Source organism: Mangrovicella endophytica, from assembly GCF_002893625.1.
Lineage (GTDB): Bacteria > Pseudomonadota > Alphaproteobacteria > Rhizobiales > Rhizobiaceae > Mangrovicella > Mangrovicella endophytica.
Genome location: NZ_PKMZ01000003.1, coordinates 348526 through 372456 on the forward strand (window position 1 = coordinate 348526; position 23931 = coordinate 372456).

The following is a 23931-nucleotide window of genomic DNA, read 5'->3' on the forward strand; positions in this document are numbered from 1 at the left end:
CGGATATAAACATCTCTTTATATGAGGAGCCTGACGCCAGCGATGAGGGCTGCTGCTACCTCAGCACTCCTCGCCGAAGCGGTCGGCGATCAGCGCTGTGATGGCACCGAGCGCGGCCTCGGCCTCTCGGCCGGTGGCGACGATCTCGATGTCAGTGCCCTGGCTCGCAGCCAGCATCATAAGGCCCATGATGGACTGGCCACCGACGGTGACGCCGTCACGGGTGATCGTCAGTTCGGCATCGAACCGTTCCGCCACCTGGACGAACTTGGCGGAAGCGCGGGCGTGCAGGCCCTTCTTGTTGACGATCGTCAGGCTGCGCCGCAGCATCGGCATGTCGGAAGGCATCGTTCCCCGTCGTTCCATTGCCCTGACAATCGAGCGTTATTTCCCGGCGAGAATACGGCTGGCGACAGCGATGTATTTGCGTCCCGCTTCCTGCGCGATGACCAGCGCCTCCGCGATCGGCAGGTCGGCGCGGATCTTAGCCAGTTTGATCAGCATGGGAAGGTTGACACCGGCCAGGACGTCGACGCGGCTTCCGTCCATTACAGAGATGGCGAGGTTGGACGGCGTGCCGCCGAACATGTCGGTGAGGATGATGACGCCATCACCCTGCTCGGCGCGCGCCACGGCTTCGACGATGTCGGCGCGCCGCCGCTCCACGTCGTCCTCGGGGCCGATGGAGATCGTCTCGAAAGCACTTTGGGGACCGACCACGTGCTCGACGGCGTGGCGAAATTCGGTTGCGAGCTGCCCATGGGTGACGAGCACCAGTCCGATCATGCGTTCAATGTTCCTGGCGACGCCTTCTGGTCTCCCGCCCCTGCGCCATCGGACGTCCTTTGCGGACGAAGCATCGAAGGTTGGCGCTGCTACACGCGCCGGAGCATGGCGGCCTCAGGTTGCCGGACCTGACGTTGACCGCCCCTCAATCTTGTCATTCTTGCTGCATTGCGCAAGCCCCCTCGGACCAACCTCGATCAAGTTGCTGGCGACCGTTGCGGCACAGGCTCACCAGCACGTCGGCCCCGAACGCAGCTTCGCGTTGGGGTAGTGCGATGCGTCGGATGGACACGCCCAGGAGTGTTTCTGAGGACTTCTCGGGCAGCCGCTCGACAGCGTCCGGTGGCGAGAGATCGACGATCAGGCGGAGTTCCGCCGTCTCGATCGTGGCCGGCTCGCGCCAGATCCCGGCGCCGGAGATCTCGATCAGCCCGGCGATGCTCGGCGGTGCCGAAAGCCGGACTGCGCCATCGTCAAGCGCTGCGATGACCCGGTCGTCCGCCACAAGCCCGGCGTGCAAGCCGGCAGCCTCCGCCCGCCGCAGCGCGGAAAGGGTCAGCGCCGACTTCCCGGCACGCGCGGCGCCGCGGATGAGGATGCCGAGTCCGGCAATGGCGATGGCGCTGGCGTGGAGATTGACGCTGTTCGGCGTCATCCGAGCGGCAGCGTGACGGTGAAGCGCGCACCGGCGATGCCGTTCGGCGCCTTCGGGTCGAGAATGTTCTCGGCGTCGAGCGTGCCGCCATGGGCCTCGACGATCTGCCGGCTGATCGACAGGCCGAGGCCGGAGTTCTGGCCGAAGGCTTCGGCACCCGGTCGATCCGTATAGAAGCGCTCGAAGATGCGCTCGATCTTCTCCGCCTGGATGCCCGGCCCGTTGTCCTCGACGGTGATGATCGCCCGCTGATTGCGGCGGCGCAGCGACACGGTGATGCGTCCGCCCGTCTCCGGCACGAAGGAGCGCGCATTGTCGATGAGGTTGGTGAAGACCTGGCTGAGCCGCAGGTCGTGGCCGGAGACCGGATAACCCTTCTGGTTCGGTCCGGGCGGCGCGACGGTAAGGAGGACGGCGGTGTCGCGCCCCGCCTTGGTGTGGCTACGCGCCGCGTCCACAACCGAGCCGAGGAGGCCGGATAGCTCGACGGTCTGTGCCACCTCCCGCGCCAGTTCGGCGTCGAGGCGCGAGGCGTCGGCAATATCGGTGATCAGCCGGTCGAGGCGGCGCACGTCATGCTCGATGATCTCCAGGAGCCGGGCCTTGGAGGTCTCGCTGCGCGCCAGCGGCAGCGTCTCGACGGCGCTTCGCAGCGAGGTCAGCGGGTTCTTCAATTCGTGGCTGACGTCGGCGGCAAAGCTCTCGATCGCGTCCATGCGGGCATAAAGCGCGTTCGTCATGTCCTTCAGCGCCGTGCCGAGATTGCCGACCTCGTCCGCGCGGTCGCCGAAGTCGGGGATCTCCTCGCGCTCCTTGACGCCCCGCCGCACGCGGATCGCTGCGGCCGAGAGGCGGCGGAGCGGTGTGGCAATGGTGGAGGCAAGGAGGATCGACAGGACGATGGTGACGAGCGAGGCGACCGCAAAGACGCGCATGATCGCCATGCGCTCGGCCTGCACGATCTTGTCGATATCGCCCCCTTGAGTCGACAGGAGGAGGACGCCGAGCACGGCGCGGAAGCGCTGGATCGGCACGGCGACGGAGACGATCAACTCGCCTTTTTCCGTCACCCGCACCACCGTCGCCGGGCCCCCGGTGAGGGCGTTCATCACTTCCGGATAAGTGGTGCCGGAGCCGCCGGGCGTTTCCTTGTAAAGCGGCAGGTCGCTCCTCTGGAACAGGTGGCGGAACCAGTTGCCGACGCTGTCCAGGATCGCCGGCTCCTCGTCCTCGGCGATCGGCGGCAGGTCGTAGCGCAGGATCTGCCCGCGCGAATAAAGATGCCGGGAATCGAGGATCAGGTTGGCGTCACGGTCGTAGAGGCGCGCTCGGGTCCGGGTCGGCGAGATCAGCCGGCGCAGCAGCGGGGCGACGCGCTCCGGATTGATCGGGAAGTCGAGGCTGTCAGAGGCCTCGGCGTCCGGCTGCAGCGTGTCGCCCGCCTGCAGCTCCAGGAGCTTCTCCGGATCGAGCGTGATGGAGTTGGTCTCGACCGTCGCCGAGGAGGCGATGGCACTCGCGATGATCTCGCCCTGCGTCAGCAGGCTTTCGACGCGGGCGTCGATCAGCCCGGCGCGGAACTGGTTGAGATAAAGGATGCCGGAGACCTGGACGATCAGCGCGACCAGGTTGAGGAAGACGATGCGCCGCGTCAGCGACGAGAAGATCGAATGGCCGAGCAGCCAGCGGCCACGGATCAGCAGGCGGCGGATCAGCGGCAAGCGGCGCAGCCGCCCTCGCATCAACAGGTCGCGTCTGCGCGGGCGGGCGGGCCGCCGCCCGGTCTCTGCCTCGCTGTCCGTCTGGGCCACCATGGTTCAGCCTTGGTGCTGACCGCGGGGATCGTGTCGGACCGGGGTGCACGTCATCGCGACCGTCCGGCTCACATCTCGCGGAAGCGGTAGCCGACGCCATACAGCGTCTCGATCATGTCGAAGTCGTCGTCGATCGCCTTGAACTTCTTGCGCAGCCGCTTGATGTGGCTGTCGATCGTGCGGTCGTCGACATAGACCTGCTCGTCATAGGCCGCGTCCATCAGCGCGTCGCGGCTCTTCACCACGCCCGGCCGCTGCGCCAGCGCATGCAGGATCAGGAACTCCGTGACGGTGAGGGTGACCGGCTGGCCCTTCCAGGTGCAGGTGTGGCGCTCCTGGTCCATCACCAGCTGGCCGCGCTCCAGCGACGTCTCCGGCATCGGCGCGCCCGGCTTGCCGGTGACGCCGGCCTCGCGCGCCGCGCCGCGCCGCAGGATCGCACGCACCCGCTCGACCAGAAGTCGTTGGGAGAACGGCTTCCGGATATAGTCATCGGCGCCCATCTTGAGGCCGAACAGCTCGTCGATCTCCTCGTCCTTGGAGGTCAGGAAGATCACCGGCAGATCGGATTTCTGGCGGAGCCGGCGCAACAGCTCCATGCCGTCCATACGGGGCATCTTGATATCGAAGATGGCGAGATGCGGTGGCCGGGCCGACAGGCCCTCCAGCGCCGAGGCGCCGTCCGTATAGGTCTCGACCCGGTAGCCCTCGTTCTCAAGCGCGATCGACACCGACGTCAGGATGTTCCTGTCGTCGTCGACGAGAGCAATGGTGGGCATGAAGTCGTCTCCAGTGTTCCACGATCACGCCGTGCTCCGCGGTCGTGCACCGGCCAAGGGCGGCAGCACCCGAACCTGGTTCGGCGGATCGCATGCATGCTGTAAGGGCCCCTTCCGCGATCGACTCGACGGACCCGCTGGCATCACTCTGCGTTAAATGTGGCAAAACTGGCAAAGGAAAAGCCTCGACGCCCCCGCGGCGGGTCCACGGAGGCGTCAGAGGTCAAGATTGATGGAGGAACGGCGGCTCGCGCGGCCGCAGAACGGGGCTAGAGGCTGACCTTCTTGTGCTCGGTTGAGTCCGGGCGGTCCTTGTCGCCGACATAGGCTTTGGCGAATTCCCAAGCCTGCTTCACCTTGTTCGTGGTGACGTCCCAGATCTCCGCCTGATCGGGATCGACCACCAGCACCACGACGTTCGGATCGTCCTTGCCTTCCGGCAGCCAAGCCTCGGCCTCGCTGTCCCAGATCCGCGACACGAGCTGGCGGTCGGACGAGATGCGGGCCCGGCCGGAAACCGAGACATATTCTCCATGCTTGGAGAAGGTGCAGGCGACCTGCGGATCGCTTTCGATCTCGTCGACCTTGTGGGACGAGCGCTCGGTCAGGAACAGGAGCTCGCTGCGATCATCGAGCACCCGGGGTGCCATCGGCCGCGCGCGCAGCTTGCCGCCGTCGCGGGTTACGACCATGCAGGTCTCGAAGTCCTTCACCATCGTCCAGAATGTTTCCGTCGCGCTGTCTGCCATGAACCTGTCCTTTCGCATCGATGTCGTGGCGTTCGGATCGCCGTATGAAAGGCGAAATGCAGCAGCGGCCGAAAAGTGCCCGCCGGACGAGATGCCAGAGCTGACGTATCGCCTCCTGGCCGGCGCAGGATCGTCACAAAGCAACGCGCCATGATTGCGAGAATGAACCGATTGAATCGTGAGATCATCTTTCCAAATCGATTAAATGCATGATCTATATAGAGAATTTTCTAAACACTACTTGCTGCGGCGCGGCATTCGCAGTATCTGGTGACCTCAACCTTGCACCACGTAATACCTGACGACACTGAGGAGGCGGATCGATGAACGAGATCGGCATCAGGAATCCGAACCGGGGCATCGAGACGACGGGCCTGCGGGACCTGTCATCGCTGCGCTGGAACCTCGGCGAGGCCGAACTCGTGGAAACCGCCATCCGGCGCGGCGAAGGCCGACTGACCGCTGCCGGGGCGCTCGCCGTCACGACCGGCCAGCACACCGGCCGCTCGGCCCGTGACAAGTTCGTCGTCCGCGACGCCGAAACCGATCCGGTGGTGTGGTGGGACAACAACCGCCCGATGTCGCCGGAGCATTTCGAGCGCCTCTATGCCGATATCCAGGACGCCGCCGTCGGCCGCGACCTGTTCGTGCAGGACCTCATCGGCGGGGCGGACGCGGGCAATGCCATCCGCGTGCGCGTCGTCACGGAATTCGCCTGGCATGCCCTATTCATCCGCAACCTGCTGATCCGTCCGAGCCGCGAGGAGCTGGAAAGCTTCGAGCCGGACATGACGATCATCGATCTGGCCTCCTTCAAGGCCGATCCCGAGCGCCACGGCTGCCGTACCGAGACGGTGATCGGTTGCGACCTGGCCCGCCGGATCGTGCTGATCGGCGGCACCTCCTATGGCGGCGAGATGAAGAAGTCCGTCTTCACCGCGCTGAACTACATCCTGCCCGCCCGCGGCGTCATGCCGATGCACTGTTCGGCCAATGTCGGCGAGGGCGGCGACTCCGCCGTGTTCTTCGGACTGTCCGGCACGGGCAAGACCACGCTTTCGGCCGAGCCGTCGCGCTTGCTGATCGGCGATGACGAGCATGGCTGGGGCCCGGACGGCATCTTCAACTTCGAGGGCGGCTGCTACGCCAAGACGATCCGCCTCTCGGCCGAGGCCGAGCCGCAGATCTACGCCGCGGCACAGCATTTCGGCACCGTCCTCGAGAACGTCGTGCTCGACGCTTCCCAGGCGCCGTTGTTCGACGACGATTCGCTGACCGAGAACACCCGTGCCGCCTATCCGCTGACCGTTATCTCGAATGCCAGCAAGACGGGCCGTGCTGGCCACCCCAAGAACATCATCATGCTGACAGCCGATGCTTTCGGCGTGCTGCCGCCGATCGCCAGGCTGACGCCGGCCGAGGCGATGTACCACTTCCTCTCCGGCTACACCGCCAAGGTGGCGGGGACGGAAAAGGGCGTCACAGAGCCCGAGGCGACCTTTTCGACCTGCTTCGGAGCGCCATTCATGCCGCGCCATCCGAGCGAATACGGCAACCTCCTGCGGGATCTCATCGCCGCGCACGGCGTCGACTGCTGGCTGGTCAATACCGGCTGGACGGGCGGCGCCTACGGCACGGGCCGGCGTATGCCGATCAAGGTGACGCGCGCGCTCCTCGCCGCCGCACTCGATGGTTCGCTGAAGGACGCCGAGTTCCGCACCGACCGCAATTTCGGCTTCGAGGTGCCGGTGGCGGTCGAGGGCATTGACGCCGCGATCCTCGACCCGCGCTCCACCTGGGCCGATCCGGCCGCCTATGACGCGCAGGCCGAGAAGCTGGTCGGCATGTTCCGCCGCAACTTCGAGAAGTTCGAGGCCCATGTCGACGAGGACGTACGCGCGGCCCTGCCGACCTTCGCGATCGCCGCCGAATAGGAGCTGCCGAGGCGACCCATCGGGGTCATGCCGGTAGCGAAGATGAAGGGCCTGTGCCACGCGGCGCGGGCCCTTTTCCTTTGGCGGGCCTGCTGATGCTACGATATGTCAAGCAGCGAGCGGGCGAGGGGGAGGAATGACGGATGGCGGAACGGGACGCGCTCCTGGTCACCAGCCGCGTCAGCGTGCCCGACACGGAGCTGGAGGAGAACTTCATCCGCGCCAGCGGTCCGGGCGGCCAGAACGTCAACAAGGTCGCGACGGCGGTGCAACTCCGCTTCCGGGCGGCTGCATCGAGCGTGCTGACGGACCCGGTCAAGGAGCGGCTGCTGCGCCTCGCCGGCAGTCGCGCCACCAAGGACGGCGATATTCTCATCGAGGCCTCGCGCTATCGCACGCAGGAGCGCAACCGGGAGGATGCCCGCCAGCGCCTCGTCGATCTGATCCGCGAAGCGCTGATCCCGCCGCCGCCCCCACGCAAGAAGACGCGCCCGAGCCGCGGCGCGGTGGAGCGCCGGCTGAAAGAGAAGAAGGGCCGTGCCGACGTCAAGAAGATGCGCGGGCGCATCGGCGACTGAGCGGCGCTCGGCGGAGAGGGCGAGATCTCGATATCGTGGCGGCCTGGGCCGCTTCGATGTGATCGCTTGCTGCCGGTGGTCGCGGTGCCGGTGCGAGCGATGGCCGGCCGGAGAGATGCGGTTCGGCTGCGGCCCCAGGACATCTCGCTTGATCCCTGCATCCGCGGCGACGCCGGCGCCGTATCTCCGAAACGCCGCCCGGATCTGCTATCACATTCCAGCGAGAGGGGCCTGGCGGCGGCCGGCGAGGATGCGGCAGCATGTGCTGCATACTATCTGGAGTATTCCACCCCGAGCTGTGAAGTCATGAGGGAGATCGTCATGCAGCGTCGCAACGTCCTGATGTCCGGAGCAGCTCTCCTGGCTGCAGCTGTCGGCACCAACTTCTTCGGGCCGCGGCGCGCCGCCAGCGCCGAGGACGATTATCCGATCTCGATGACGCCGGACGAGTGGCGCCGCAAGCTGAACGCCGAGCAGTTCGCCGTCCTACGCCAGGAAGCGACGGAGCGGCCGTTCTCCAGCGCTCTGAATTCGAACAAGAAGGCCGGCGTCTATCACTGTGCCGGCTGCGACAATGCCGTCTACTCCTCCGACGCCAAGTTCGATTCCGGCACCGGCTGGCCGAGCTTCTGGCAGCCGGTCAACAGCGAAGCCGTCGGCAGCCGCACGGATTACAAGCTGATCTATCCACGGACCGAGGTGCACTGCGCCGACTGCGGTGGCCACCTGGGGCATGTCTTCGACGACGGTCCGGAGCCGACCGGCAAGCGCCACTGCATCAACGGCGTCGCCCTCGTGTTCCGCCGCGCGGACGGTGCCTGACCGCCCGCGCCGCCTCGGAAATCCTTTGTAAGCTTTTGCGGCACAGCATGGGAATCACGATCCGTATTCCCATGCTCCACGCGGGTCCGACGGCACATTGAATCGGCTTCCGCCAGACGCCATATGGGGTCTGGACGATGACGAAGGTGCCGAACCGGATCTTCGTGAAAAAGTCGCTTGCTACAAGGACTTGCCCGACATGAGCCGCATGACTCCGTTTTCCAGTCCGTTGCTTCTCGGCTTCGACAGCGTCGAAAAGACGCTGGAGCGGATCGGCAAGGCGGGAGACGGTTATCCGCCCTACAACATCGAGCGCATCAGGCGCTCGGGTCAGGGGCCGGACCTGATCCGTATCACGCTCGCTGTTGCCGGCTTCCGGCCGGAAGACCTCGAGGTTGTGACGGAGGAAAGCCAACTGATCATCCGAGGCCGCCAGAGCGACGATACGGAGCGCGAGTTCCTGTATCGCGGCATCGCGGCCCGGCAGTTCCAGAAGTGCTTCCTCCTCGCCGACGGTATGCGGATCGACGGAGCCCAGCTCAAGAACGGCCTCCTGTTCATTGACCTCGCCAAGCCGGAACCGGAACGCGTGGTTCGAAAAATCGAGATCGCCGTCGTCGATTGACGAGTGATCCGCGTTTGCCTCTCAAAGGAGACGGAAAATGAGTGTCGAGTCCCCCATCAGCACCAGCGACCTCGCTTCTCTCGGCGAAGGCCATCTGGCCTATCTCAGGCGCATGTCGTCGGACGATATCCGCGCCCGCTTCCCGTCGGCTCAGTCGATCAAGCCGGGGCTGAACCTGTGGGCGCTGTTCGGCGCCGACGGAACGCCATTGGCCGTCTCAGACGATCGCGGCAGCATTCTTGCCAGCGCGTCGGAGAACGAGCTTCTGACGGTAAGCATCCACTAAGACGCAATAGTAAGGTGTCGGTCCGTCTCCTGAAGGGGCGGACCTGCCTGGAACGATCAGGCTGCGTGCGGCGGCGCCGCGCGGATCAGCTCGTGGATCGTATCGACGTCGTGGGAGCTGCGCAGCTTCGCCACGACGTCGGCATTGCGCAGGAAGCGGGCCACCTTCGACAGCGCCTTCAGGTGATCGGCGCCCGCGCCCTCCGGCGCGAGCAGCAGGAAGACGAGATCGACCGGCTGATCGTCCAGCGCATCGAAGTCAACCGGCTTTGCCAGCTTGGCAAAAACCCCGGTCATCCGGTCCAGCCCGGCGAGCTTGCCATGCGGAATGGCGATACCGTTGCCGACGCCCGTCGACCCGAGGCGCTCGCGCTGCGCCACCGTCTCGAAGATCTGGCGCTCGCCGATCCCGGTCAGAGTCGCCGCTGCCTCGGACAGTTCCTGTAGCACCTGCTTCTTTGAATTGGCCCGCAGCGAGGGGATGATCGCATCCCCGCCGATCAGTGCGTCGAGCTCCACCGTCATGCTGCTTTCGCCTTCCAACGCCATTGCCGCGTTTGGCTGCCATCCTGGCTGCGTTACCCGGGCGACGGAAAGCCGCCCGGATAACGGGATGGAGAACCCGATACTACCTGTGGTTCAGGCGCCTTTGTAGGTGGCGGGGTCAACCCAGCCAAAATTGCCGTCGGGACGGCGGTAGACGATGTTCACCTCGCCACTGCCGGCGTTGCGGAACACCACCACCGGGCTGTCGCGCCGGTCGAGTTCCATCACTGCGCCAGCGACGGTCATGGTGCCGATCCGCAGCGAGGTCTCCGCGATGATGGCGGGCGCGAAGTTCTCGGGAACGTCCTCGTCCTCGTCCGGGATCGCGGCCATGACCGTGTAGGCCACTTCGCGTTGGCTGTTGGCGCCCGCGTGATGGTCCTTGAGGCGACGCTTGTAGCGCCGCAAGCGCTTCTCGATGCGCTCAGCGGCATCGGCAAAGGAGAGTTCCGGATCATGCGCTTCGCCGGCAGCCTGGAAGATGACGCCGCTGTCGAGATGCAGCGTGCAGTCCGACGAGTAGCGGTTGCCTTCGCGGGACACGACGACGGTGCCGGAATAGTTGCCGTCGAAATACTTCCCGACCGACTCGGTCACGCGGTCCTCGATCCGCGAGCGGAACGCGTCGCCCACATCCATATGCTTGCCGGAAACACGCAGATTCATCAGAAGCTCCTTCGGAGATTTCGTCGCGCCGTGCCCGGCCTGCAAGCGGCTACAGGTCGGCGTGACCTGCCTTGGAAAGCCGTTCGTTCCGCCGCCCGGCGCGCCGTGATGCCCCTCGTCGCTGAGCTGCATCCTGCCGCTTTCGGGTGGCGCCTTCTAAAAACGAACATGCCACCTGTCAACGCGACGGACCCGACCTGGGTCCCTCTCATCGGCGATTAATCCGGTTCGTCGGCAGGCCCAATGGCTGTTTCTTGCCGGTCCAGGATCAGGAGGCGAGGCGTCGGGCGTTCATCTCACGGCGCCGCTGAATAGAGGAGGCGATGCCGAGGGCTTCGCGATACTTCGCCACCGTACGACGGGCGAGATCGATCCCCTCACGGCGCAGGCGGGCCGCGATGTCGTCGTCGGAGAGGACAGCTCCGACCGTTTCCGTGTCGATCAGGACGCGGATGCGATGCTTCACGCTCTCGGCGGAATGCGGATCGCCGCCGGCCGTGGACGCGATGGCGACGCTGAAGAAGAACTTCATCTCATAGAGGCCGCGCGGCGTCGCGATGGTCTTGTTGGCCGTGACGCGGCTGATCGTCGATTCGTGCATGCCGATGGCGTCGGCAATCGTCATCAGGGTCAGCGGTTTCAGGCCGGCGATGCCGCTGGCCAGAAAGGCATCCTGCCGCCGGACGATCTCGGAGGCGACTTTCAGGATCGTCTTGGCCCGCTGGTCGAGCGAGCGCATCAGCCAGCCCGCCGACTGCTGGCATTCGGCGAGATAGCTGCGCTCCTCGGCCGGCATCGGCTGTGCCGCGACCATGGCGACATAGTCGTTGCACAGGAGAACCCGCGGCAAAGCCTCGGGATTGAGCTCGACTTGCCAGCTGCCGTCCGGCGCCTCCGTAACGATGACGTCCGGGGCCGCCATCTCGGCCGGCCCATCCTCGAAGGCATGGCCGGGTTTCGGGTCGAGAAGGCGGATCTCGGACAGGATGTCCAGGAGCCCGGCCTCGTCCTCGCCGGTGAGGCGGCGGAGCGTGGCGAAATCCCGCCGTGCGAGGAGATCGAGATTGGCGAGGACGGTCGCCATCACCGGATCGAAGCGGCCGCGGCGGCGCAACTGAATGGCGAGGCACTCGGCAAGATCGCGGGCAAACAGGCCGGCGGGCTCGGCTTCCGCCTGCAGCTTGGCGAGCACCGTTTCGAGACGAGGCGTCGGAACACCAAGAACAGCCGCCGTCTCAGTCAGATCGAGCCGGACATAGCCGGCCTCATCGAGATGCTCGGCGAGGGCTTCGGCAAGCCGCCGCTCCACCGGATCAGGCAATGCGTCGGCGATCTCGCGCGCCGCATGCAGCGCCAGCGACGGCTTGCCCTCGCGAAGATCGTCGATGAAGTTGTCGCCGGCCGTACCGCCCTGAACCGTCAGGCCCTGTGGTGGGCGCTCGCGGAGCGAGGCCGATGGCAGCTCCGGTGCGCGCTCGCCGGTCGCCGCCCGCAGATCGCTCGATGGCGCTTCGATCGCTTCGCCCGGCTGCACGCTGTCCGGACCGTCGTAGCCGTTCCCTGCCGGCGCTGCGCCGTCGCCGCCCAGTCCTTCGGGGCGCTCCAGCAGCGGATTGCGCTCGATCTCCGCGTCGATGAAGCTCTGCAGTTCGACCTGGCTGTACTGCAGGAGGCGGATCGACTGCAGCAGCTGCGGTGTCATCACCAGCGACTGCGTCTGACGCATCTGCAGTTTGGCAGCCAGCATGAAGACGCCCCCGGACGCGGTTACCGATAGGGGTCCGGCTGATCTCGCCGCGGCCGCTGAGGCTCCGATCCGCAAGGGTGCAGAGCCTGGCGGCCCGCCGGAGACACCCGTCGGAGCCGCCTTCATCAAAGCTGGTCCGGAACTTGCTTGTCAATCGCCGCGCAAGCTTTGGCTCCGCCGTCGCTAATGCGCCTGTGTGTTCCGGTGGATGACGGTTCAGAAGGTGAACTGGTCCCCGAGATAGAAGCGCCGGACGTCGACATTGTCGACGATCTCCTGCGGCGTTCCATGCGTCAGCACGGCGCCCGCATGCATGATATAGGCGCGGTCGATCAGCCCCAGCGTTTCACGGACATTGTGATCGGTGATGAGGACGCCGATGCCGCGCTTGGTGAGATGTCGCACTAGGCCCTGGATGTCGGCGACAGCGATCGGGTCGACACCGGCGAAGGGCTCGTCGAGCAGCATGAAGGTCGGCCGCGAGGCGAGCGCGCGGGCAATCTCGCAGCGCCGCCGTTCGCCGCCGGACAGGGAGGTCGACGGCTGCTTGCGCAGATGGTCGATGTGGAACTCCTCGAGCAGCGCCGTCAGCTGCCGCTCCCGCTCGCCCCGGTTCGGCTCCACCACCTCGAGCACGGCTCGTATGTTGTCCTCCACGGACAGGCCACGGAAGATCGAAGCCTCCTGCGGCAGATAGCCAATGCCGAGCCGGGCGCGGCGATACATCGGCACGCCGGTGATGTCGTGCCCATCGAGCATGATCCGCCCGCTGTCGACCGGCACGAGGCCGGTGATCATGTAGAAGCAGGTGGTCTTGCCGGCGCCGTTCGGCCCCAGCAGGCCGACGGCCTCGCCGCGGCGCAGCGACAGGCCGACATCGGCGACGACGCGACGGCCGCGGTAGGTCTTGGTGAGGCCGGTCGCCATCAGCGTGCCCGCCGCATCCGCGCTGGCGTCGAGCCCCATCGCGGCCGGAGCCGCGGTTGCGCCCGTCTCGGCGTCACGCAGGAGCGGAGCGGCGGTGAAGGCCATGCATGATTCCTTGTCGCTGATGTCTGAATGCGCCGGCAGACGGGTCAGTTGGTCTGTGGCTGGTCCTGCGGCGTCAGCATCATCTTCACGCGGCCGCTGGAGCGGCTGGCGCCGCCGCAGGAGTCGCTGTTGAGCTGGGCAAGACCGGTATCCATGTGGATGGTCAGCTTGCAGCCGCTGGCGACGTTCTTGCCCTGCGACAGGACGACATCGCCGGTCATCACCACGATCTGGGTCTTCATGTCGAAATTCGCCTTGTCGGCGGTCGCGACCTGATCCTGCGACTTGATGTAGACCTTGTCGCTCGCCTCCAGGCGCTCGATCTGGTCCGAGCCGCCCGGCATCGCGCTGGCGGTGCGCTTCTCGCCCTCCTTGGGTGCCGTCTTGACGTAGTAGACGAGCAGCTTGCCGGTCTTCAGCATCGTCTGGCCCTGCGACACCGAGACATTGCCCTGGAAGGTCGCGACCGCATTGTTGTCGTCGACGTCGAGCTTGTTCGACTCGATCGAGATCGGCTGGTCGCCGGAGACCTGCAGGCCGCTGAACGACTTGCCGAAGCCCTGCGCCATGGCGGGCGCGGCAGCGGCGAGGGTGCCGGCGGCGAGGATGGCGAGACCGCAGGTGCGGAGGCGGAGCTGAAGCGTCATAGGTCGTCGGCCTTCGGAAGAGTTTGTGCCACGGTGTCGGCGCCGTTCGGCATCAGCGTCATCTTGACACGGTCGCCGAAGGAAATCGTCTTGCCGCTGTCGGCCACCTGCATGGAGCCGGAGCGGATGGTCTGCGTCTGCGTATCGATGGCGACCGGACCGACGCCTGTCATGGTGCCGGTCTTCATGTCGATGTCGGCCTCCGAGAGCTTCATCGTCATGCCGCTGGAGGTCTTGACGCTGATGTTACCGAACAGCCGCAGCGTCTCGGCCTTCTGATCATAGGTGCCCTTGGCCGCCTCGATATCAGCCGTGGTGTCGTCGGCCACCGTGAGATTGGCCCGGATCCCTTCCAGATCAACGACGCCGGCGCCGTTGAGCGACGGGAAGGCCCGGCGTGCGACCATGGAGTAGGGGCGGCCCTGCTTGTCGTAGCCCGACATGTTGGGGTCTTCCATGACCATGCGGCCATTTTCGACGAAGGTCGAGGCGACTGACACATTCTCGGGCAGGCTGCGAGCCAGCCAGGTCACGGCGATGCCTCCGGCGACGATGGCCACCGCGACCAGCGGCAGGCCGATCTTCAGGAAGGAAACGAAACGCGAATGCCGGCGTGCCCGCGCGAATTCCCGCGCCGTCCGCTGATGGACGAAAGGCGCGTCGGCGGCGGTCGCGGTCCTGATGCCCGCATGCGTCTGTATCGGCGTCACATCCGTCAAGGCGAGCCCATCTCGTGTTTCGATCCGGTTCGAACCGCAGCTTCCTCCGGCCCACCCGGTGGTGATGCCGCATGCCTGCCTTGCCGCACAAGGATCGCATCGCGACCGGCGGCGCACAAGCTGTGCGGCCAATATGGGAATTTTGCGTCCGCGCCCAAGCCTACAGTCAATCCGGTGCATAGCCGGCTTTGGTGAATTCTTCGTAAGTCTTGCCGCATCGTCAGGCTGCCGCTATCGCAGCGTCCATCCGATAGACGCGTTGGAGGCGCTGCCATGGTCCCGACGGCTGCAGACATGATCGACCGCCGCCGCCTACGCCGCAAGCTTGGCTTCTGGCGTATCGCGGCCGTGCTGGCGCTCGCACTTGCCTTGGTCGCCGCGCTGATGCCGTTTCGCGCCGGCGGCGGGCGCCTGGGGACCGACCAGATCGCCCGTGTGGCTATCGAGGGGATGATCCTCGAGGACGAGAAGTTGGTCGAGCTTCTGGACGACCTGCGCGAGGATCCCGCGGTGCGCGGCGTCATCCTGAAGATCGACTCGCCCGGCGGCACGACGGTCGGCGGCGAGACGCTGTACCACGCGGTGCGCAAGCTGGCTGCGGCCAAGCCGGTCGCCGCGGAGGTCGGGACGCTCGCCGCCTCTGCCGCCTATCTCGTCGCCGTCGCCACCGACCAGATCGTCGCCAAGCATACGTCGATCGTCGGCTCCATCGGCGTCATCTTCCAGTATGTCGATGCCTCCAAGCTGCTCGGCACCGTCGGCGTCGACGTCAAGTCCATCAAGTCGTCGCCGCTGAAGGCGGAGCCCTCGCCCTTCGCTCCGGCGCCGGAAGAGGCCAAGGCCATGGTTTTACGGGTGGTGATGAACACCTACGAGTGGTTCGTCCGTCTCGTCTCGGAGCGGCGGCCGCTGAAGCCGGAGGAGGTCCGCACCCTCGCCGACGGTTCGGTCTTCAGCGGCGAGCAGGGACTGGCGAACAAGCTCGTCGACCGCCTCGGCGGCGAAGACGAGGTCCGGGCCTGGCTGGAGGGAAGCCGCAACGTGCCCAAGGGTCTTGAGATCGTCGATCGTGAGCCCGAGGACGAGGATGAATTCTCGCTCTTCGCCGGCAGCCGCGCAGCCCTTTTCGGTCTTTTCGGCCTCGATCCGGAAGCGAAATCCTTGCCCGACGCGCTGAGAAGAGAGGCGGGCAACCTTGACGGTCTCGTCTCTCTCTGGCAGCCTGCGGCCAATTAAGCATCGCGGCGAAGCTGCGGAAATCGCTGAAATAAGCTAGACAAGCTTACGATGAGGCAAGGAGTGGCGAGGCGTTCCGGCACATGGGCGGGACAGGCGCTGCCGATAGGTGCCGTTAAACTCGCAGTCCGGCCGAAGGAGCACCCGCGTTGATCAAATCAGAACTCGTGCAGGCAATCGCCAGCCGAAATCCGCATCTCTATCAGCGCGACGTGGAAACGATCGTCAACGCGATCTTCGACGAGATCACCGAAGCGTTATCCGACGGCAACCGGGTCGAGCTGCGCGGTTTTGGCGCCTTCTCCGTCAAGAACCGGCCGCCACGCGCCGGCCGCAACCCGCGCACCGGCGACGCCGTCGATGTGGATGAGAAGTGGGTGCCCTTCTTCAAGGCGGGCAAGGAACTGCGCGAGCGGTTGAACAGCGACGGCTGACGGTCTGCCAGGGCGCCGGCGCGATCCCGTGATCCGGCACAATTGACGACGGGCGCGGCGGCTCCATAGTAGAGGCTCGGAGCGGGGCGAAGGGTGCCCTGCATCGCTGCCGCAGGATGACCGCGCATGATCTCCAAGTTCATCACCTTCGTGATCCTGGTGCCGCTCGCCATCATCATGGTGGTGTTCTGCGTCGCCAACCGCGAGATGGTGAGCGTGTCATTCGATCCGATCGGCACGATGCCGCAATTCTCCTTCGCGGCGCCGCTGTTCATCCTCTTGATGGGCGCCGTCATCGTCGGACTCGTCCTCGGCGGCCTCGGCACCTGGCTGACCCAGTCGCACTATCGCCGCAAGTCCTGGCAGCGCAAATACGAGGTCGAGCGCCTGAAGCGCGAGGCGGAGGAAAGCCGCGAACGGCTGCGCCGCATGCATGAGGAGCGCGAACATGCGGCCCTCTCCGCGGCAACGGCATTGCCTGCTCCGTCGACGGCTCTGACGTCGGCGCACTGAGGATCAGTCCGCGGCCGATATTGGCGCGCAAGGGAGGGCCGCGGCCGGTCGCCGCCAGGTTTGCGCTTCTCTGCCCGGCAACGACAGGTCACCGTTCCCGTCGCATCGCCTCTTTGCATCATGCCCATGCCTGCGATGGGGCGGAGCGAGCCGTGCCAGCTGGCCGCAACGGGCGAAGGGTTTCGCATCGGCCGGAAACACTCTAAGAGCCGGCCGAACATCTCTCAGCAGCGACGGAGACAGCGGTGGCTCGACCGCACCGGCCGGACCCGCGGCCTTCACAGCCCGCGACGCGGGACCGCGACCGCCGCGAGGAGCGGCCGGCAGCCGGCGCTGCCGGAATCCAGCCGCGCGCGAACCATCTGGATCTGCCGCACCGCACCGGACCGCGTCCCGACGAGCGCCTGCCGGTGATCCTCGTCGGCGAGGCGGGTGAGGACTATGCGCTGATCGACTCTGGCGACGGCGAGAAGCTGGAGCGCTACGGGCCGCTTCTCGTCCGCCGCCCCGAGAACCAGGCCATCTGGACGCGTCGGCTGGCGCCGGTCGACTGGGATGCCGCCGATGCGGTCTTCACCGGCGATCTCGACGAGGAGGGTGTCGGGCGCTGGCGTTTTCCGCGCCAGCCGCTCGGCGAGACCTGGCCGCTCGTCCATGACGGCCTGTCCTATCTCGGCCGCTTCACCTCCTATCGCCATGTCGGCGTCTTCCCCGAGCAGGCGGCGCACTGGTCTTTTGCCGAAGGCATCATCGCCCGGCATGCCGGCAAGCGGCCGGTCCGCCTCCTCAACCTCTTCGGCTATACCGGTCTCGCCTCGCTGCTCGCCGCGCGCGCCGGCGCCGAGGTGACCCATGTCGATGCCTCCAAGAAGGCGATCGGCTGGGCCCGCGAGAACGGCGAACTGGCCGGCCTCGGTGGCCGCCCGATCCGCTGGATCTGCGAGGACGCCGTCCGCTATGTCGAGCGCGAGGTCAAGCGCGGCAGCCGCTACGAGGCGATCGTGCTCGATCCGCCGCGTTTCGGGCGCGGACCGAAGGGCGAGGTCTGGCAGATCTTCGAGGACCTGCCCTACCTCCTCGCCCTGACGCGCGAACTCCTGTCGGACCGGCCGCTCTTCGTCATTCTCACCGCCTATTCGATCCGCGCCTCCTTCTACTCGCTCTCGGCCGTGATGGGCGAAGCGATGCGGGGCCTCGGCGGCACGACGGAATCGGGCGAACTGGTGCTGCGCGAAGCCGGGGAGGAGCCGCGGCTGCTCTCGACCTCACTCTTCTCCCGCTGGATCGCGCCCGATGCCTGACAATCACTCCAAATCCGCGCCGAAGAAGCCGGAGACGCGGGCGCCGGGCCGGGTCAAGGCTGTCACGAGCCCAGCCAATCCGATCGTCAAGGACATCCGGGCGCTGGCCCAGAAGCGGCATCGCGAGGAGACCGGCCTATTTCTCGCCGAAGGGCTGAAGCTCGTCATCGACGCGCTCGACGCCGGCTGGGAGATCGAGACGCTGGTGATTTCCAAAGCCGAAGCCGGCGGGGAGCTTCTCGGCAAGGTGGCGGCGCGCACCGTGGCGCTCGGCGCCGACGTCTTGGAGGGCAACAACAAGGTGCTCCAGGCGATCACCCGCAAGGACAACCCGCAGAACGCCGTCGGCATCTTCCGCCAGAAGACGGTGCCGATCGAGCGCATCGCCTTCGGCTCCGGCGACGTCGTCGTGGCGCTCGACCGCGTTCGCGACCCCGGCAATCTCGGCACCATCCTGCGCACGGCGGATGCCGCAGGCGCCAAGGGTGTGGTGCTGATCGGCGATACGGTCGACCCGTTCTCGCTGGAGGCTGTGCGGGCGACGATGGGATCGGTCTTTTCGATGCCGCTCGCGCGGATCTCGGAAGCGGACTTCCTTGCCTGGCGGAAAGGCTTCCGCGGCCTTCTCGCCGGCACCCATATGAGCGGCGCCGTGGATTACCGCGAGCCAGCCTATGGCGACAAACCGACGATGCTTTTGATGGGCAACGAGCAGGCCGGGCTTGGCGACGCGCTGGCCGGGACCTGCGACGTCTTGGTGCGCATCCCGCAGGCTGGGCGCGCCGACAGCCTCAACCTCGCCATCGCCACCGGCGTGATGCTGTTCGAGGCGCGGCGCAAGGCGTTGAAGCTGTGAACCGGCTCACCCTCCTGCGCGACGCGTCGATCGTGGCGCTCGCCGTCGCGTCCGACCAGCTGATCAAGGCCATCGTGGTGCGCACCATGGCGCTCGGCGAGGCGATCGAGCTCCTGCCTTTCCTGGCGCTCTACCATGCCCGCAACGAGGGCATTGCCTTCTCCATGTTCGCGGGACTCGGCGATGTCGGCTTGTCGCTTGTCGCTCTGGTGGTGCTCGCGCTGGTCGGCTGGCTGTGGTGGAAGACACCGCGCGAGCGGACGCTGACCCATATCGGCTTTGCGGTGATCGTCGGCGGCGCTATCGGCAATCTCATCGATCGCACGCGCCTCGGCTACGTCGTCGACTACGTGTATTTCCACACGCCGGTCTGGTCCTTCGCCGTCGTCAATCTCGCCGACGCCTTCATCACCGTCGGCGCCGCGCTGATCCTTCTTGACGAGTTCATTCTGGCTCGCCGGGACGGAAGAGCGGCGGCCGGGTCTTCCTAGAGCACTTCCGCAAAAGTGCTGGCCGATCAATATGATCGCGATCAGCGACGTGGAATGTCGCATTGTCACAAATTGAGCTATGATGCACGCGTTGGATGCTCGTCGGACGCGTCATCGTGCCGTCGCCATCGGCTGATATCCGGCTTCGAGCAGGGTCCGACGGAGGAGACCGCATGAGCCTGAACGTCCTTTCCGGTGAGGCGCGTGGCCTGACCCGCCGTTCGTTCGGTGGCGTCGTCGAGCAGTTCGTGCCGGCCCGCATGCGCCGCGGCGGGCTCCGCCTGGATCGCCAGGCGCCCGTGCTCGGCCGCATCGGTTCGCTGGAAGTGCGGCTGGCGCGCTCCCCCGCCGAGGTGAAGGCCGCCCAGCAGCTGCGCTACCACGTCTTCTACGAGGAGATGAACGCCCAGCCCTCGCAGCTCCAGCGCATGACGCGTCGCGACAAGGACGTGTTTGATCGCTTCTGCGATCATCTGCTCGTCATCGACACCGATCGTGCCGGTCGCTTCGGAGACGATATTGTCGGCACTTATCGCCTGCTCCGCGACACGGAGGCCGCGCGGGCAGGCGGCTTCTATACCGCCGGCGAATTCGACATCGCGCCGATGCTGGCCCGCCATCCCGGTCAGCGCTTCCTGGAGCTGGGACGCTCCTGCGTCCTGAAGGATTATCGCGGCAAGCGAACCGTCGAGCTGCTGTGGCAGGGCATCTGGTCCTACGTTCTAGCTCACCGCATCGACGTCCTCTTCGGCTGCGCATCGCTCGCCGGTACCGATCTGAAGGAGCTCGCATTGCCGCTCTCCTTCCTCGGCACCCACGCGGAAGCGCCGGCGGAATGGGCGGTGACGGCGCAGCCGGGACGTGGCGTCAGCCTCGCCGAGCAGCCGGCCTGTGCTGACCAGAAGCGTGCGCTGGCCAGTCTGCCGCCGCTGATCAAGGGCTATCTGCGGCTCGGAGGCTATATCGGCAGCGATGCCGTGATCGACCGCCAGTTCGGCACGACGGATGTGCTGGTTGTGCTGCCGCGTTCGCGCATCAGCCCGCGCTATATCGGCCATTACGGCGCAGACGCGGGTCGGTTTGCAGCCTGAAGCAGCCCGCTTTGAGGGCAAGGCTCGCTCAAACAGGGTGCCGGCAACGGGCACCCCGGAGATCGGTCGGCTGCCTTCGCGCCGCTGTTATGCCGGCAAAGCTTCGCTGGCTATGAGGCACTCTGCAGGGCGGTGATCCTCGCCGCGGCGCACGGACGTCCGTCGGCGCCGATCCGGCCTGTTACTTGCCGATCTTCACGACGCTGCGCGTCGTCCGGTCGACGATCACGGGACGGCCTGCATAGTAGAAGTAGGCGAAGCTACCGTCCTCGGTGACCGAGTTCAGGGAAATCGTCTTCGGCACCGACTCGCCGAGCGCTGGCGGATAGTTCAGGTGCGAGTCCTCGACCGGATGGTCGATTGCATACTGATAGGCGTTGACGGTTTCGCCGGACTTGGCCTGCACCGGCACGGCGAGTGCCGAGCCTGCGACGATCAGGAGCGATGCGATCCACGACGATGTCGATCTGCGGTTACTCATGAGGTCCTCTTAGGAGTTGGCCCTAAACCAATCCATCGAATAGTCGCGACAATGCATCCAGAGCTGCATTGTGCCCAATCTGAGATGGGTTCGCAATTGCGTGAACGCAACAGCGGGAGAGCTGCAGCCCTGATCGTTGCCGCATGCTCATCTAATCCGCCCCGCCCAAACGCGGTTCCGTAGGGATGTCGTCCCTCGCTGCGAGCATCGCGTGACCGTGGATTATCCGCAACAGCTCTTTAACAGCGGCGGCTGGGCCGCTAGAGCCTTTCAGGGCCAGGTGCCCCTCGACGAGCCGTCGCCTCGACGGCCGCCGCTGCCCGGCCGAGTATCGGCTCCATATGCTGAAGGACGCGTCGATCGCTGCAATGACGGGAGCTGCCGACGCCCAGCCGACGCCGATGATGGCGCAGTATATCGAGATCAAGGCGGCCAATCCCGACTGCCTGCTCTTCTACCGCATGGGCGACTTCTACGAGCTGTTCTTCGACGATGCGGCCGAAGCCTCGCGCGCACTCGGCATCACGCTGACGAAGCGAGGCAAGCATCTGGGCGAAGACATCCCGATGGCGGGGGTGCCCGTCGTCTCCGCCGACGACTATCTGCAGAAGCTGATCGCACTTGGCCACCGCGTCGCGGTCTGTGAGCAGACGGAGGACCCGGCCGAGGCAAAGAAGCGCGGCGGCAAATCGGTGGTGCGGCGCGACGTCGTGCGTCTCGTCACGCCCGGAACGATCACCGAGGAGGCGCTGCTCGAGCCCGGGCGCCCGAACTATCTGATGACGCTGGCCCGCACCGGCGGAGCGGGCTCGGCCGCCGCCTTCGCACTCGCCTGGACGGATCTCTCCACCGGCGAGTTCAAGATCCTCCCCAGCACGGCTGAGCGCCTTGCCGCCGATCTCGCGGCAATCGAGCCGAGCGAAGTCGTCGTAGCCGATACCCTCTTCCACGATGAGGCGCTGCGGCCGATCTTCGCCCGTCTTGGCCGCGCGGTGCGGCCGGAGCCGGCGGTGCTGTTCGACGGGGCGACCGCCGAGGAACGGCTCTGCCGTTTCTTCGGCGTCGCGACGCTGGCGGGCTTTGGCGCCTTCACCCGCGCCGAACTCTCCGCGGCTGCGGCACTGACGGCCTATCTCGGCAAGACGCAGCTCGCCGCCCGCCCGGCGCTGCGCCGGCCTGAACGGCTCGATGCCGGCGCCGTCATGCTGATCGATCCGGCGACGCGTGCTTCCCTGGAACTGACCCGTACGACGGCGGGCCGCCGCGCCGGCAGCCTGCTTGCGACGATCGACCGGACGCTGACCGGCGCCGGTGCGCGCCTTCTCGCGGCCCGGCTGTCGGCGCCGCTGACTGATCCCGCCGCCATTCGCCGCCGGCAGGCCTCGGTGGCGCTGTTCTGCGGGGATGGCGAGTTGCGGCGGCGCCTGCGTCAGGCGCTGAAGGGCTTCCCCGATACGGAGCGGGCTCTGTCGCGCCTCTCGCTCGGCCGTGGGGGCCCTCGTGATCTCGGCGCGATCGCAGCCGGGCTCGAACGCGCGGATGCCGTTGCGCGGATGCTGGCGGCGGCGGAGCTGCCCGATGAGCTTGCCGGTGCGTTGGCCGCCTTGCGTGCCTTGCCTGCCGATCTTGGCGCGCGCCTGACGGACACGCTCGCCGACGAGTTACCGCTTCTCAGGCGCGACGGCGGCTTTGTGCGGGCCGGCGCCATCGCGGCGCTGGACGAGGCCCGGCTCCTCAAGGAGGACGCCCGCCGCGTCATCGCCGAGCTGCAGGGCCGCTACGCCGAGGACACCGGCGTGCGCTCCCTGAAGATCAAGCACAACAACGTGCTGGGTTATTTCGTCGAGGTGGGGGAGACGCAGGCCGGCGCGTTGACGGGCGGGGACTCGGCGCAACGCTTCATCCACCGCCAGACCATGGCCTCCGCCATGCGCTTCACCACCACCGAGCTTTCGGAGCTGGAAGGACGCATCAACAATGCCGCCGCCGAGGCGCTGCGCCTCGAACTCGAAGCCTTCGAGGCCATGGCGGCCGCCGTGGTTGCGGCGTCGGACCGCCTCCAGGATGGTGCCGGCGCGCTGGCGCTGCTGGACGTATCGGCCGCTCTTGCCGAACTGGCGCTGGATGGCGACTGGGTGCGGCCAGAGGTCGACGACAGCCTCGCCTTCGCCATCGAGTGCGGCCGTCATCCCGTGGTGGAGGCGGCCCTGAAGGCGGCGGGCGGCGATCCGTTCGTCGCCAATGATTGCGATCTGTCGCCGCCGAAGTCCGGACAGGCGGGGGCGATCTGGCTGCTGACCGGTCCGAACATGGGCGGCAAGTCCACCTTCCTACGCCAGAACGCGCTGATCGCCGTGCTCGCCCAGATCGGCGCCTTCGTGCCGGCGACATCGGCCCATATCGGCGTCGTCGACCGGCTGTTTTCGCGGGTTGGTGCCTCCGACGACCTCGCCGAAGGCCGCTCCACCTTCATGGTCGAGATGGTCGAGACGTCCGCGATCCTCAATCAGGCTGGCCGGCGCGCCCTGGTGATCCTCGACGAGATCGGCCGCGGCACGGCGACCTATGACGGTCTGTCCATCGCCTTCGCGGCGGTCGAGCACCTGCACGAGGAGAATCGCTGCCGGGCGCTCTTTGCCACCCATTTCCATGAGATGACGGCGCTCGCCGCGCGACTGAAGCGGATGCGCAATGCCACGATGCGGGTGAAGGAATGGGAAGGCGAGGTCGTCTTCCTGCACGAGGTGAAGCCCGGCGTCGCCGACCGCTCCTACGGCATCCAGGTGGCGCGGCTCGCCGGCCTGCCGATCAGCGTCATCGAGCGGGCGCGCCATGTCCTCGCCGAGCTGGAGCGCGGCGAGCAGGGCGAAAAGCGCACTGCCTTCATTGACGACCTGCCGCTCTTCTCGGCCGCCGACCGGCGCGAAGCCGCCGCGCCGAAGCCGCAGATCTCTCCCCTCGAAACGGCGCTCGCTGCGATCGATCCGGACGCGCTGACCCCTCGCGAGGCGCTGGACGCGCTTTATCGACTGAAGGGGCTCGGCAGCGCCGGCTGAGACGGCGATGGCGCGAGCCGCCACGGGCGGCGGGCGACGCGCTGCCGGCGATGACACGGCGCCGCACAAGCTCGGCAAATGGTTCTTA

Annotated in this window: 26 protein-coding genes; 13 read left to right on the top strand and 13 right to left on the bottom strand. The window is 66.5% G+C overall.

From position 1 onward, the window contains the following. Positions 1-60 precede the first annotated feature (60 nt). The 6 genes from C0R46_RS10470 to C0R46_RS10495 all read right to left on the bottom strand — a co-directional run bounded on the left by C0R46_RS10470 (position 61) and on the right by C0R46_RS10495 (position 4783). Positions 61-348, bottom strand: a complete 288-nt coding sequence (locus C0R46_RS10470; RefSeq protein ID WP_198598293.1) for an HPr family phosphocarrier protein — start codon at positions 346-348, stop codon at positions 61-63. 36 nt (positions 349-384) lie between these two features. Next, the gene (locus C0R46_RS10475; protein ID WP_102959558.1) at positions 385-786 is read right to left on the bottom strand and encodes a PTS sugar transporter subunit IIA; all 402 of its coding nucleotides are present in this window, start codon (positions 784-786) and stop codon (positions 385-387) included. A gap of 154 nt (positions 787-940) precedes the next feature. Next, positions 941-1441, bottom strand: a complete 501-nt coding sequence (locus tag C0R46_RS10480) for an HPr kinase/phosphorylase (RefSeq protein WP_102959559.1) — start codon at positions 1439-1441, stop codon at positions 941-943. Continuing rightward, positions 1438-3183: a stimulus-sensing domain-containing protein gene (locus C0R46_RS10485; protein ID WP_245413543.1), complete on the bottom strand. Its 1746-nt coding sequence runs from the start codon at positions 3181-3183 to the stop codon at positions 1438-1440. Before C0R46_RS10485 ends, C0R46_RS10480 begins: the two co-directional genes overlap by 4 nt. A gap of 140 nt (positions 3184-3323) precedes the next feature. Then, the gene (locus C0R46_RS10490; protein WP_102959561.1) at positions 3324-4034 is read right to left on the bottom strand and encodes a response regulator transcription factor; all 711 of its coding nucleotides are present in this window, start codon (positions 4032-4034) and stop codon (positions 3324-3326) included. A gap of 269 nt (positions 4035-4303) precedes the next feature. Then, entirely contained in the window at positions 4304-4783 is a 480-nt protein-coding gene (locus C0R46_RS10495; RefSeq protein ID WP_102959562.1) for a pyridoxamine 5'-phosphate oxidase family protein, read from the bottom strand. Between the two features lie 323 nt (positions 4784-5106). Between C0R46_RS10495 and C0R46_RS10500 the strand changes: the two genes are divergently transcribed. The 5 genes from C0R46_RS10500 to C0R46_RS10520 all read left to right on the top strand — a co-directional run bounded on the left by C0R46_RS10500 (position 5107) and on the right by C0R46_RS10520 (position 9028). Then, a complete protein-coding gene (locus tag C0R46_RS10500) occupies positions 5107-6717 on the top strand; it encodes a phosphoenolpyruvate carboxykinase (RefSeq protein WP_102959563.1) in 1611 nt (536 codons plus the stop codon). Between the two features lie 143 nt (positions 6718-6860). Continuing rightward, a complete protein-coding gene (arfB, locus tag C0R46_RS10505; protein WP_102959564.1) occupies positions 6861-7295 on the top strand; it encodes an alternative ribosome rescue aminoacyl-tRNA hydrolase ArfB in 435 nt (144 codons plus the stop codon). Positions 7296-7616: 321 nt separating this feature from the next. Continuing rightward, the gene (gene msrB, locus C0R46_RS10510) at positions 7617-8117 is read left to right on the top strand and encodes a peptide-methionine (R)-S-oxide reductase MsrB (RefSeq protein ID WP_102959772.1); all 501 of its coding nucleotides are present in this window, start codon (positions 7617-7619) and stop codon (positions 8115-8117) included. A gap of 199 nt (positions 8118-8316) precedes the next feature. Beyond that, positions 8317-8742 (top strand): Hsp20 family protein, encoded by a 426-nt coding sequence (locus tag C0R46_RS10515; protein ID WP_102959565.1) that lies wholly within the window; start codon positions 8317-8319, stop codon positions 8740-8742. Positions 8743-8779: 37 nt separating this feature from the next. Next, the gene (locus C0R46_RS10520; protein WP_102959566.1) at positions 8780-9028 is read left to right on the top strand and encodes a BQ00720 family protein; all 249 of its coding nucleotides are present in this window, start codon (positions 8780-8782) and stop codon (positions 9026-9028) included. A 56-nt stretch (positions 9029-9084) separates the two neighbouring features. Here C0R46_RS10520 and ptsN read toward each other — a convergent pair whose 3' ends face one another. The 6 genes from ptsN to lptC all read right to left on the bottom strand — a co-directional run bounded on the left by ptsN (position 9085) and on the right by lptC (position 14375). Beyond that, the gene (gene ptsN / locus C0R46_RS10525; protein WP_102959773.1) at positions 9085-9546 is read right to left on the bottom strand and encodes a PTS IIA-like nitrogen regulatory protein PtsN; all 462 of its coding nucleotides are present in this window, start codon (positions 9544-9546) and stop codon (positions 9085-9087) included. 120 nt (positions 9547-9666) lie between these two features. Further along, positions 9667-10239, bottom strand: a complete 573-nt coding sequence (gene hpf / locus C0R46_RS10530) for a ribosome hibernation-promoting factor, HPF/YfiA family (protein ID WP_102959774.1) — start codon at positions 10237-10239, stop codon at positions 9667-9669. A 268-nt stretch (positions 10240-10507) separates the two neighbouring features. Next, the gene (gene rpoN, locus C0R46_RS10535; protein ID WP_102959567.1) at positions 10508-11986 is read right to left on the bottom strand and encodes an RNA polymerase factor sigma-54; all 1479 of its coding nucleotides are present in this window, start codon (positions 11984-11986) and stop codon (positions 10508-10510) included. A 216-nt stretch (positions 11987-12202) separates the two neighbouring features. Beyond that, a complete protein-coding gene (gene lptB, locus C0R46_RS10540; RefSeq protein WP_245413544.1) occupies positions 12203-12952 on the bottom strand; it encodes an LPS export ABC transporter ATP-binding protein in 750 nt (249 codons plus the stop codon). A gap of 110 nt (positions 12953-13062) precedes the next feature. Next, a complete protein-coding gene (locus C0R46_RS10545) occupies positions 13063-13665 on the bottom strand; it encodes an LptA/OstA family protein (protein ID WP_102959569.1) in 603 nt (200 codons plus the stop codon). After that, positions 13662-14375 carry an LPS export ABC transporter periplasmic protein LptC gene (gene lptC / locus C0R46_RS10550; RefSeq protein WP_245413545.1) on the bottom strand — a complete coding sequence of 238 codons (714 nt, stop codon included), beginning with the start codon at positions 14373-14375 and terminating at the stop codon, positions 13662-13664. Before lptC ends, C0R46_RS10545 begins: the two co-directional genes overlap by 4 nt. Positions 14376-14657: 282 nt before the next feature. On the opposite strand from lptC, the gene sppA reads away from it, so the two are divergent. The 7 genes from sppA (at position 14658) to olsB (ending at position 20306) form a co-directional block, all read left to right on the top strand. Then, complete coding sequence (sppA, locus tag C0R46_RS10555) at positions 14658-15620, top strand: signal peptide peptidase SppA (RefSeq protein WP_102959571.1); 963 nt, start codon at positions 14658-14660, stop codon at positions 15618-15620. A 149-nt stretch (positions 15621-15769) separates the two neighbouring features. Then, positions 15770-16054, top strand: coding sequence for an integration host factor subunit beta (locus tag C0R46_RS10560; RefSeq protein WP_102959572.1), 285 nt, complete (start codon positions 15770-15772; stop codon positions 16052-16054). 126 nt (positions 16055-16180) lie between these two features. Then, entirely contained in the window at positions 16181-16567 is a 387-nt protein-coding gene (locus tag C0R46_RS10565; RefSeq protein ID WP_102959573.1) for a lipopolysaccharide assembly protein LapA domain-containing protein, read from the top strand. A 245-nt stretch (positions 16568-16812) separates the two neighbouring features. Further along, positions 16813-17868 carry a class I SAM-dependent rRNA methyltransferase gene (locus C0R46_RS10570; RefSeq protein WP_102959574.1) on the top strand — a complete coding sequence of 352 codons (1056 nt, stop codon included), beginning with the start codon at positions 16813-16815 and terminating at the stop codon, positions 17866-17868. Continuing rightward, positions 17861-18724, top strand: a complete 864-nt coding sequence (locus C0R46_RS10575) for a TrmH family RNA methyltransferase (protein ID WP_102959575.1) — start codon at positions 17861-17863, stop codon at positions 18722-18724. The genes C0R46_RS10570 and C0R46_RS10575 overlap by 8 nt, the downstream gene beginning before the upstream one ends. Next, on the top strand, positions 18721-19215 hold the full coding sequence (lspA, locus tag C0R46_RS10580; protein WP_102959576.1) for a signal peptidase II: 495 nt from the start codon (positions 18721-18723) through the stop codon (positions 19213-19215). The genes C0R46_RS10575 and lspA overlap by 4 nt, the downstream gene beginning before the upstream one ends. Before the next feature lie 173 nt (positions 19216-19388). Beyond that, complete coding sequence (gene olsB, locus C0R46_RS10585) at positions 19389-20306, top strand: l-ornithine N(alpha)-acyltransferase (protein ID WP_198598295.1); 918 nt, start codon at positions 19389-19391, stop codon at positions 20304-20306. Positions 20307-20487: 181 nt separating this feature from the next. Here olsB and C0R46_RS10590 read toward each other — a convergent pair whose 3' ends face one another. Continuing rightward, on the bottom strand, positions 20488-20787 hold the full coding sequence (locus C0R46_RS10590) for a DUF1236 domain-containing protein (protein WP_102959578.1): 300 nt from the start codon (positions 20785-20787) through the stop codon (positions 20488-20490). 368 nt (positions 20788-21155) lie between these two features. On the opposite strand from C0R46_RS10590, the gene mutS reads away from it, so the two are divergent. Beyond that, entirely contained in the window at positions 21156-23843 is a 2688-nt protein-coding gene (gene mutS / locus C0R46_RS10595) for a DNA mismatch repair protein MutS (RefSeq protein WP_102959775.1), read from the top strand. Positions 23844-23931: the final 88 nt, after the last annotated feature.